The organism is Paractinoplanes hotanensis (genome assembly GCF_023717965.1).
GTDB lineage: Bacteria > Actinomycetota > Actinomycetes > Mycobacteriales > Micromonosporaceae > Actinoplanes > Actinoplanes polyasparticus.
In genome coordinates this window covers 1-10120 of sequence record NZ_JAMQOL010000100.1, presented here as the reverse complement: position 1 = coordinate 10120, position 10120 = coordinate 1, and the positions used below count along the sequence as shown (strand labels likewise).

Here is a 10120-nt window from a genome sequence, read left to right as displayed (position 1 = left end):
GTCAACATGTTGCGCACGGCGGGCATCCTGTCCCACCAAACCACCAAGATCAAATGCTACGACTGGCTGAACTCGCCAGGACCTGGTGGGCGCTGGGCGTCGGGGCGAGAGTATGCGGCGGCAAATGCGAACACCCGGCGAGATGTACGAAGCGCCAGCCAGCCAGCGCACCAAACGACGATGCGCGACCATCCGCACCGTGGGGATTTGAGGGCTCGGCCCCCGACTGGATACCGGAACAGCCCCCGGTTCGCGCTTTCCGCGAACAGGGGGCCGTCAGCCGTGGAGGTGCTCGACGCTTACTTGAACCCCACGAATTTGTTCGACCGTTCACAACACACTAGAACCAACCATTAGGACAAAGCGGCAGGGAATTTGGGCAATCAGGCTCTCGGCCGAGTGAACTGGAAACGGCTCACGCTCACGCTATCCTGCGGCATTCCCAGGTTCTGCTGAGCTAGGAGCGTAAGCACGCTTCGCCCGGTGCCGAGCGGGAGCGAAGACGCCGAATGCGCCAAGGCCACCGGTATTACAGCATCCGGGTACAACCGCGTTTGTAGGCTATCCAACGACTCAAGGGTCGCCCGAAGAGTCGGGTAGGATTCCCATAGCTCCGAAGGTTGAGAGGCGAAGCCGTACGCCCCATCAGAAACGGGCTTTTCGTACGGAGGACCACCTGGCACCCGTGGCACAGTCACGACGAGAATTTCGCCCGTATTTGTTCGATAGAAGAAACGGCGCCCATAGAACTCATCTTTGCCGTAGAAATGATCCTCAGCTTGGTTCACGATGTGCCTGTTTACATAAGGAGTGTCGAGAACCATCACATGTCCAGGCGGAATTGCCTGACGAATAGCATGCGCATGATCAACGAACCGTCCCGTCTTCTCAATTCCAACAAGCAGAGGAGGAGCAAGATCCTCTCGATCAAGGCCGGCACAGAGTTGCTCCCAATAAGACGCAAGTCGCGACTTCATCGGAGCGATAGGGCCGTACACCGCCAACGGTCCGTCGGTTATAAACAGTCCGTTTGAAAGACTCTTACGGCTCGTGCGATAGAAGCCGTCAAGATACGACACGAGCAGTAATCGCTCCGCGATATTCATTGCCCTTGTCAAAGTAAGGACGTTGGACGAATCCTCGGCAAACTCCTCGTAGATGCGAAGGACGTCCGTAACGTACAGAGGCGAGCCGCAAAGCGGTCCGTTGCAATATGACTCTCCGATGCCGACGTAGTTTCCTTCACCAATCCCAGCCGATCCACAGACAGGACACTTGCTGAGCTTGATCGAGCTCACAGGGGAGCCTGGCGCTCCATGAATGGTGAGAAGCGCGTCCGCAAGGGAAAATGGCGGACCAAAATCCGTGATACGGGATGACGTGAAAGCTCGTTCTAGCTCAATTCTCAAGCTTCCACTACCACTCGCTCCACCCACAAAAACGTTGGATCCTGGCAGAACGCTGTTAACAGTCTGCGTGACTTGCGCCCGCTCCAATTCTCTTACGTCCAGCAGCCCATCATTTGAAGCGGAGAGAAACCTCGGAATGTCAAGATAGACGCCTGCGATCTGGAAGAATCCGACTCGGATAGAGGGATAGCCAGCCTTGGCCTCAACCTCTTGGTTCGAGCCGTCAAATGCGAGCGCGAAAGCTGGCGCTGGGCGTCGTTCTAATGGAAGTTCGGACACGGCCAGACACCGAGATGCGATCTCGCCTTCATCCGGCTCGGCTAAGGAAGGTATATCCCAGTTTCTTAAAGCCTCAGCGATTGCCGGACTCAACACGATCGGCACGTGGCCAAGGCTGGAAGCTCGCTCTTGGAAGTACGACATCTTCACCTCACACTCAGATCCACAGGCGGAAGGTTTGCCGCAAGACGAGCGCGGTTGATCATTTCATGGTCGAACTTCGCGATTTGAACCGGAACAATGTATTTTCCAGAGAACGTTTTTACTCTTGCGTACCCTCGATCCTCTGAACGTCGAAGGTCGTCGGCATAGACAGCGAAGTCGTAATAATGCGAGAGTTCGCGAGTCTCTACATCAGAGTTCAGATGCGCCACTATCCAGTTCGAGGTATTCGACAGAATGCGCTTATCTACGCTTGTGACCTCCTGCGTTGCATACACTAGGCCGATGTCATATTTAGCAGCCTCTTTCGCGAGACGAACCCATGGATCGTTCTGGACGGAGGACTTTCCAGCCTTTTCCCGATCAAAAAGGTTGTGAGCCTCCTCAACTACGATCTGAATTGGCACATTTAGTTCGTTTGCTCGGAAACGTCGATTCGCGTTCTCGATCAATCGAAACACCAACCGCTCAGATATAATCTTCACGACCTGATCCGAGCCAACCGACAAATCGGCGATGACCAGCCTTCCCTCGACTAGATCTTGCCACACACGGTCCGCGAGGTCACCTTGGCTATTGGGGTCGTGAAAGTCGACGAGCGTACGGACCCGGTTCAAAACTGCAGTTCCCACTGTGGCGTCGTAAACAGTGAGAACGGCCATAAATGAATCGCTGTTCTGCCACGATTCCAGCTCAAGACCAGCATAACGTTCTGGAATACGGCCGCTAACCACTTCGCCGATACGCGACGAGAGCCAAGCAACGACCTGACGAGCATCCCCCGGAGAGTCAACCGCATAGAGGCCCTGGCGTTGGTTCACGGGTCTCAAGATTTCTGGTAAGTCCCCGCTCAAAGCGGTACGAAGGTTGGTGTTAATTTTGAATATCGTTGAGAAGCCGCTTCGAGGCGCCTGAAAGCCAGCCTTGGACAACAAAGCATAGAACGCAAGCTTCCCACGCTGGGCATCTGAGACGGCACTCCAGTATTCTCTTTCGCCGGCCGGCCCATTTGCATAATCTGCTCGCTCCGGATCCAATACCGCGGCAGTCTTAAAAGCGTTCGCATAGGAACTGCCCATATCAGCCAGAGAATCCTGAATCAGGCCCCAGACCGTGGGGAACTCATTGGTATCGTAGAAGCTCACGCCTAGCGGAAATTCTTGCGAATCCTCTGGGTCAGGGTTCATCTTGTAAATACGTACAAGATCGGCACCTTGTCCAAGAAGCCTCAGACCTGTCTTGTCTTGGTCATTCACATTTGCATACTCGCCTTGGGGGTCGAAGACAAGCTGCCCGATCTTCGTCTTTGTCCGAGCAGAATACTCGAAGATGGCAGTGCAGATCGTCTTGTTGGTATTTGATTTACCGACACGCGTCATTCCCAAGACAGCGGTCTTCTTAGAGATGAAGTCGGTGACCCTGACCTGGACTGGAACACTGTCCATTGAAGCCGCTGAAGCACGTCTCCGGGTGGAGGAAAATCGCACTACGCCAAGGTTAATCAGCTTCGGGTCAATATTGCGCAGAACCTCGTCTTCGGTTTGCCGAGGATACGACGCGATAAACGACAATGCCTCACGCGAAGGCGCATACACGAAGTAGCGAGCCCCCGCATATACGTTATCAAGGTCAGCACCCCATTGAACAAACGGACGACGTGCAACTATGTCGCTATAGAAGGTTCCAAGAACTTCACAGTCGAAGGCCGAGAGCTGTATCTGGCTCGACGTGAGATTGTCGACAACATCATCCGGCCGTTTTTCCCTGACGTCTGCATCACGGATTGCTGCCAACCGAGTTGCTACCAACTCCGCTTCGTTGGGCAAGCGCGCGGTGCCACGCACTCTCAGCAAGATGATTTCGTCCTCGTCGAGAGGGGCATTTGTCTCACGTGTCGGAACGGTCGCCGCGGCCAGTAGGAAGCTATTCTTAGCGACGCCACCGACGGAGTGCTTCACGAAGTCGTCAGTAATTACGGTCGCACTCTTATAGTCGAGTTGATAGATACCCCCCAAACGCCTTGGACCACTCAAAAGCTGCGTAAGTGGGTCAGCGCTTGCGGTCGCGGCGCCGGCTATACCAGAAAGCTGGCTCGTCATTTGGACGTCTCCTTGGGGGGATCCATGCCGGGAGGCATAGGGCAGCTGAAACCACTGGCCGTGCGTCAATTTGAACGAGAAATCTCTCGATAGCTGTCAGACTGAGGAATAGTCTCAAGATTCGTTACTAGAAGCTCATCCTTTGTGCTACGGCTCTCGGATCCAGCAGCCGTGTACCGTTGTGAGACATGGAGTACCGAAAACTTCTCCTCTGGAAGATATAGATCGCGTATATCTCGATGATCATCGTATGAGAGTATCCAGGCGAATTTCGCTTCTGCACGCAGATAGGACGCAAGCTTCTTATGATCACGACCTGTGAAGGACCAGGGATATAGCCACTCGGCCTTGTCCACATACGGAGGGTCGACATATACAAGTGTCTCGAGCCCCGACAACGCCGGGAAGCGAGACCTAGTTCTGTTTAGGGTAGTTTTCCAGTCAGCCTGCCATACATCGATCAACCGCCCTGATGCAGCAAGGTCAGCCACACCTCGTATCCGACGCACCAAACCGTCTACGCCAAAACGGCAGTCAATCTTGTAGGCCGAGTTTTGACTTCTGCCGCCGATTGGTCCCGCACGCCCATGAAGAATCCCGGAGAAGGTAGTCCGGTTCAAAAACAAACACTTAAGTGCTTTGTCGCGGCGACGGGTGGGACTAGAACTTCGCCACCAGTCCCAACGCTCGACCGTGACTGGTTCTTGAGAAAGGGCCTCAATCAGCCAGTTGGAATCAAAAGCAGCCGTCTTCCAAAATGCGGCTACAAGCGGATCGAAGTCGGCCAGGATTCCATGCGGGACGACTCCGGTCCCCAACAGCCGCAAGGTCATACTCGCCCCTCCGCAGAAGGGCTCGACAATCAACTTCGGTCGAGGGACATTCGCCCGGACAATGAATTCCATGATCGGCACAAGCTGCCGCTTAGCGCCTGGGTATCTAAGTGGGCTCACTACAGAGTGTCGGAACAGGCGTTCGTCAGCGACCGCTTGGGGCGCCTCCATCACTGTTACAGCCGGCCACGGACGGCGCCTCAAGCGGTTTACCCGGTGTGGTGGCTCTTGCTGACCCACGTGCTCAACCACCTCAAAGTTCCCACGTAGCCTGACTGGATGAGCATAGTGGACGCACGCGGCTCCCTGTCGTGGTGGACGGGTTCGCTACGCTCGGCTCTCCCCGATACTGGGAGACCGCGCTCACGCCACTGCCTAGCCGCATCGAGTCGCCACACGTCGCCCGATATATACTGTTTAGTAGGTAAATTTCGTTTCGCCTGGGAAGCACAGCTTCGCGCCGCGATCAAGTATATGTTTAGAGCTAGAGAGTGGAATGATTCTGTGACAGCTGCGGACATCCGCGCAGAGCCGAAAGATATCGTTGAGGATTTACAGGGAGCTCGATGCGTCGAGATATATTCCGTGTATCTGTTGTCGAATGATTGGGGGTTGCCGTGGAGTTCATCTTGATGGAGCGGGGAAAGGTGAAACCCGCGGCAAGGCGATATCCCTTTGCCAATCTGATCAGGGACAACTGGGAGGACCAGGGCTATCAGACATCATTCTTTCTCGAAGTCCACACTGAGGATAGGCGCACAATACAAATCGGCGTCGTAAAGATTTTGCGGCTCGACCAGCGTGAGGGACCCACCGAGGTTCCTCGCTACTTTGAGGACTCTCTCGGCGACGGCTACTGCTCACTGGGACAAAGTTTGTCTTACTACGAGACGCTGCGGACACTCGGAGCACACGTATATCAGCCATTACTACTCGGGCTGCGCGATGTTGTATACCTACCCGAGGTCAAAGCGACGTTCTCGCAGCACCCAGGATTTTCCGCCTCGCTCGCGCTTAAGGGAAGCTCGGCTAGAGCGTTGGAGGATGCTGTAGGACTGTTTCAACGCGGGGAGAGTTCGATACCCGGAGACGCAGGCCAGATTCTCTCCTTGACTTTCAAATCAAACGTCGGAGGCTCTGATTTCGACGTCCCTCTTCGCTTCAACGATACTGAGCTTCTACCATCACGCATTAATGCCATTATCGGCTATAACGGCACCGGTAAGACTCAGCTCTTGGCTAACCTCGCCATGGTCGCCCATGCCGATTCAGCACTAAGAGGCGATTCTGCCTTTTCCCGCAAGTATGGCTTGTTCATCGAGGACGCCAACGTTCCATTTGGATCTGTTATCGCGGTCTCTTACAGCGCATTTGACACCTTTGAGGTTCCGGGGAGGACGGAGGCAGATAGAGAGTATCTTCGGCGCTCCGGCGACGTACGTGGATACGTCTACTGCGGACTTCGTAGCTTCGATCACGATGACTTTGAACCCCACCGGCTCAAAGGAATCAGCGAGATTTCTCGTGAGTTTGCGGAGACGTTGGCGCGTATCGAGGCGGGACAAGGTCGGGAAATTTTCGACGAAGCTCTCTCATACGTTGCGCAAGACGCTTCCTTCCAACGGCTCGGTTTCGTTCCTGAGCATGTCCACCAGCCGAACTTTGTTTCCGAACTGTTTCCTTACCTGAGTACAGGCCATAAAGTAGTTCTGAATATCGTCGCTCATCTTTCGTTGCACCTTCAGCGTCGTTCCTTGGTCCTGATGGACGAGCCAGAGAGCCATCTTCACCCCCCGCTGCTTGCAGCCCTCCTTCGGAGTGTGAGCATTCTCCTCGAAAAGCGAGATTCGTTTGCGGTTCTGGCAACCCACGCACCTGTAGTAATTCAGGAAGTACCGAGAAAATACGTACGCGTCTTGCGACGCTTTGACGCTATGACCCTTGTAGAGAACCCTGAAATCGAGACATTCGGTGAGAATGTCGGCATCCTGACGCGCCAGGTATTCAACCTGGATAGCACGGCTACAGATTATCAGGGTGTACTAAGGAATCTTGCTGAGCGATTTACGCTGACTGAGATAGAGGGCCTTTTCGAAGGCGGCCTCAGCGTACAAGCCCGCAGCTATGTTGCAAGTGTTCAAAAGGCACGTAGAGGTTAGGATGTATCGTCTGCCAATGCCGTCGCGTGACGATGAGAAGACTTTCTCCGATATCTGCCTTTCCCGTCGAACGGCGACTCGTTCTCGCCTGACAAGCGTTACACCCTCAGTTCTAGCGCGATACCGCCAGTATTTGCGAGCTAAAGGGGTGCCGTCGACTCTGGATCCACAGCGCTTTGATCCTGAAGTTCGCGAAGCGTTGATTTCGAATTACGACCAGCTTTCGTCAGGTCGTTCCTTCGCCGGCATCAGAGCCGAGTTGCTCAGCCTCGCTCGCGCCGGGCGCTGTCCCATGTGCGACGGCGGACCCGTTGCAACTCTGGACCATTACCTCCCGAAATCAGTTTTCCCCGAATTCAGCGTCATGCCCAAGAATCTTGTTCCCGTCTGCTACAGATGTAACAACATCAAGCAAGATGTAATAGAAGAGTCTGGGCGCAGGTTTCTGCATTCATACTTCGAGGACCCGCCTATAGAGGCCCTCCTCGACGCCGAGGTTTCGGTTGAAGAGTCTGTGACAATTACTTTCCGTGCCTCCTATTCCGGTGAGGCGCCATCGGTGGCCGCTAACTACTGCTTCCAGTTTGAGCGGCTTCGGCTTGCCGATTATTTCCAATTGGAGTCTGTCGCCGAACTTTGTGACCGAAGTTTAGCGATGCAGGACTACTTCGGTGATGATGGCGACAGTAGTGCGGTTCGCGAATATCTTGAACGCGAAGCGGCCAGCGTTGCCTCTCTCCACGGTGTAAATCACTGGAAGGCGGCTTTGTTTTCGGCGGCCAGTAAATCGACGGCCTTTTGCAACGGCGGCTTTTTACAACTATTGCACGCATAGTCCGCGAGGCGGACTATCGCTCTGCGTTACTCTAGGCATCACATTGTGTCGCAGACTGCAATTCCCGGCCCGTTTGCCGTTGAGGCCAAGGCTAATCGTCCTGATCTTCGCTTGAAGACCCTAACGTTGCGGTCCGGTCCGGAACCAGCATTGTCGGAGGTCTGGCTACTTACTGCGGCTGTTTTCAGCTGACTACGCGCGATATTGACTCGCCCTTGGCGCTTATCGCTATGCAGACATCCTAGGGACGACTCGATGTGACCAGACGTCCGTCAAGATGAGGTGCCACGTGTCAGTCCAATTGCGCAGGCTATCGGCAGCCGGTATCCAGATTGCCTCGGCATTGGGACACCGGTGACCCCGAGGCCCCGGCCGTGCGCATCGTGAGGTGAGCGTGCGGTCGGGTTGCCCAGCTCATCCGACGCGTTCTTGGCTTGCTGCCCACACTCGCTCGAATGAGTCGAGGTACGTGGCTGCCATGCCAATGTCGCTTCGGATCCGCAGGTGGAGGACGGGCGCGTGGGAAGCCTGGCGCCCGTAGATATGAGTGTTGATCAAGGCCTCGCCGTCAGCGCGGTATACCGAGTTGTAGAGCACTGTGTCGTGTAGGCGTAGCTCTGCGCCCGCTTCAATCAGCCGGCTGAATCCAACCAACGCGTTGTGGATGCGAGCGCTCATACCGCCACCGACACCTTCCTCGGCGCTGCGGTCGGCAACGTGCGCGCCGTCCGGCTGGCCGAGAGCTAGCCGCACCCGGACGCCGGCCGTGGCCTTGTTGCACAGGATGGTGGACGCGGCCAAGTCCTCGGCGAGAAAGAGGGCGCTGTATGCGAGGATGCTTATCTCCTCTTGGGCTTGGGCGAAAAGACGCGACCATGCGTCGGCTGGAACGGCTGAGCGGTATGGATAGACGATGCGGACCTCGTCAGCCTGCATGTCGGGGATGACCTGCGCGGGAAGCTCGGGCCACAGGTCGCGCAACATCCAACCGGTCAACCGTGCCAAGGCGGCGCGATGCCGCGGGTAGGGCATCCGACCGGCGAGCCAGCGATCCACTGTCTTCGGGTCGACGCCGAGTTGGGCGGCAACATCGACGGCATCGAGGCCGGCACCTCGGAGCGCTCGGGCTAGGGGTTGGTTCACGCAACGACTCCCATCGCTGGCGACGCTGCGATTCTAGCCAAGAAGTCCCTAGACGTCCTAACGCCGTGGTCAACGCACTGTCACCTGCCGTGAAGACTCGGGACACAACCTGAGCGATGGGAACGGATTGCGATGACGGCGGACGACGGGGCCGATCAAGCTGCGGCGCGGCGAGCTGTGGACCGCCTGGCGGTCGCGCTTGAGGAAGCTGGCTTTGACGTTGGGCAGGAGTTTCCGGCGCTTCATGATGCTGTCGGGCGCCGGGGATCTGCTGTCGTGCGCATCGGCGATGTTGAGCCGTCCATCGCGGATCGGCTTTCGTCTGCGCTGACGCGTCGCAGGATCGGTGACGTTGGGCCGCGGGAGGAAGCTGCCGAGTAGCAAGGCTGATCTTCGAGAGGGGATCGTTCGCTAGTCTGCGCATGTGGACCAGGTCGAACGAGCCCGCGATCTCGCGCGCCAGTTGTTGGCGGCTCCACTCCCCCGCCGGTGGGCGCACAGCCTAGGTGTGGGGCGTAAGGCTGAGTCAGTTGCGCACCTGGTCGGCGATGACGCTTCGGTACTGATCTCGTCCGCGTTGCTGCACGACGTCGGCTACGCCCCTGACCTCGTCGTCACTGGGATGCACCAGCTTGACGGCGCTCGGTACTTGCGTGACGTCGCCGGCGCGGACGACGTTGTATGCCGTTTGGTCGCTCACCACTCCTGTGCACAGTTCGAGGGACGGAACCGCGGGTTGTTCGAGCAACTCACGGGTGAGTTTGCGCCCGTTGGTGGGCTGCTGGCGGACGCGGTCACCTACGCGGACATGACGACGACTCCCGACGGCGAGCCGGTCGCGGTTGAACAGCGGCTGGCCGAGATTCTCGTCCGGTATGGCGACGGCGACCTGATCTCCAAGTCGATCCGGGAGGCGAGTCCGCTGATCATCGAAGCTGTACAGCGCATCACAGCGAGGCTGGCCGAAGAGCGAACTTAGTCTGAGCGGGAGAGGGTTCCCTGTTCGTCGCGGCTCCAGCGGCGGCCGGCGCTGTCGAGGAACTCGATCTGCACGGGCTCGGGCTCGACGTAGGTCCGTAGCCAGTCGGGCGGGGCGGGGCGCTGGATCGTCTGGCCGGGTGGGACTAGTAGTGCTCCGTCATGATCTAGAAACCGTTTCGCGGTTGGGTCGTTGGTTCGAGCATGGTGGATGTGCAGGAGT

The 10120-nt window shown here is 56.7% G+C and carries 9 protein-coding genes; 3 read left to right on the top strand and 6 right to left on the bottom strand.

Features of this window, described 5'->3' with window-relative positions:
* Positions 1-383 precede the first annotated feature (383 nt).
* From LXN57_RS47305 to LXN57_RS47295, 3 genes are all read right to left on the bottom strand, one after another.
* Positions 384-1793: a hypothetical protein gene (locus LXN57_RS47305; RefSeq protein WP_251804890.1), complete on the bottom strand. Its 1410-nt coding sequence runs from the start codon at positions 1791-1793 to the stop codon at positions 384-386.
* Positions 1794-1834: 41 nt separating this feature from the next.
* Positions 1835-3949 (bottom strand): helicase HerA domain-containing protein, encoded by a 2115-nt coding sequence (locus tag LXN57_RS47300; protein ID WP_251804889.1) that lies wholly within the window; start codon positions 3947-3949, stop codon positions 1835-1837.
* 65 nt (positions 3950-4014) lie between these two features.
* Positions 4015-4953, bottom strand: coding sequence for a DNA adenine methylase (locus tag LXN57_RS47295; RefSeq protein WP_285904773.1), 939 nt, complete (start codon positions 4951-4953; stop codon positions 4015-4017).
* Between the two features lie 446 nt (positions 4954-5399).
* On the opposite strand from LXN57_RS47295, the gene LXN57_RS47290 reads away from it, so the two are divergent.
* Positions 5400-6941 carry an AAA family ATPase gene (locus tag LXN57_RS47290; protein WP_251804887.1) on the top strand — a complete coding sequence of 514 codons (1542 nt, stop codon included), beginning with the start codon at positions 5400-5402 and terminating at the stop codon, positions 6939-6941.
* Between the two features lie 16 nt (positions 6942-6957).
* A complete protein-coding gene (locus LXN57_RS47285) occupies positions 6958-7776 on the top strand; it encodes an HNH endonuclease (protein ID WP_251804886.1) in 819 nt (272 codons plus the stop codon).
* A gap of 414 nt (positions 7777-8190) precedes the next feature.
* On the opposite strand, the gene LXN57_RS47280 is transcribed toward LXN57_RS47285, so the two are convergent.
* Together LXN57_RS47280 and LXN57_RS47275 are read right to left on the bottom strand one after the other, a co-directional pair.
* Positions 8191-8919: an XRE family transcriptional regulator gene (locus LXN57_RS47280; RefSeq protein ID WP_251804885.1), complete on the bottom strand. Its 729-nt coding sequence runs from the start codon at positions 8917-8919 to the stop codon at positions 8191-8193.
* A gap of 69 nt (positions 8920-8988) precedes the next feature.
* Positions 8989-9303 (bottom strand): hypothetical protein, encoded by a 315-nt coding sequence (locus tag LXN57_RS47275; protein ID WP_251804884.1) that lies wholly within the window; start codon positions 9301-9303, stop codon positions 8989-8991.
* Positions 9304-9343: 40 nt separating this feature from the next.
* Here LXN57_RS47275 and LXN57_RS47270 point away from each other — a divergent pair, with 40 nt between their 5' ends.
* Positions 9344-9898, top strand: a complete 555-nt coding sequence (locus tag LXN57_RS47270; protein WP_251804883.1) for an HD domain-containing protein — start codon at positions 9344-9346, stop codon at positions 9896-9898.
* Here LXN57_RS47270 and LXN57_RS47265 read toward each other — a convergent pair.
* Positions 9895-10120: hypothetical protein (locus LXN57_RS47265; RefSeq protein ID WP_251804882.1), on the bottom strand; the 226-nt coding region annotated here is incomplete at its 5' end. The genes LXN57_RS47270 and LXN57_RS47265 overlap by 4 nt on opposite strands.

Coding starts and splice junctions, on each gene's coding strand:
- LXN57_RS47300 (WP_251804889.1), bottom strand. CDS start 3,949: ATGACGAGCCAGCTTTCTGGTATAGCCGGCGCCGCGACCGCAAGCGCT.
- LXN57_RS47295 (WP_285904773.1), bottom strand. CDS start 4,953: ATGGAGGCGCCCCAAGCGGTCGCTGACGAACGCCTGTTCCGACACTCT.
- LXN57_RS47285 (WP_251804886.1), top strand. CDS start 6,958: ATGCCGTCGCGTGACGATGAGAAGACTTTCTCCGATATCTGCCTTTCC.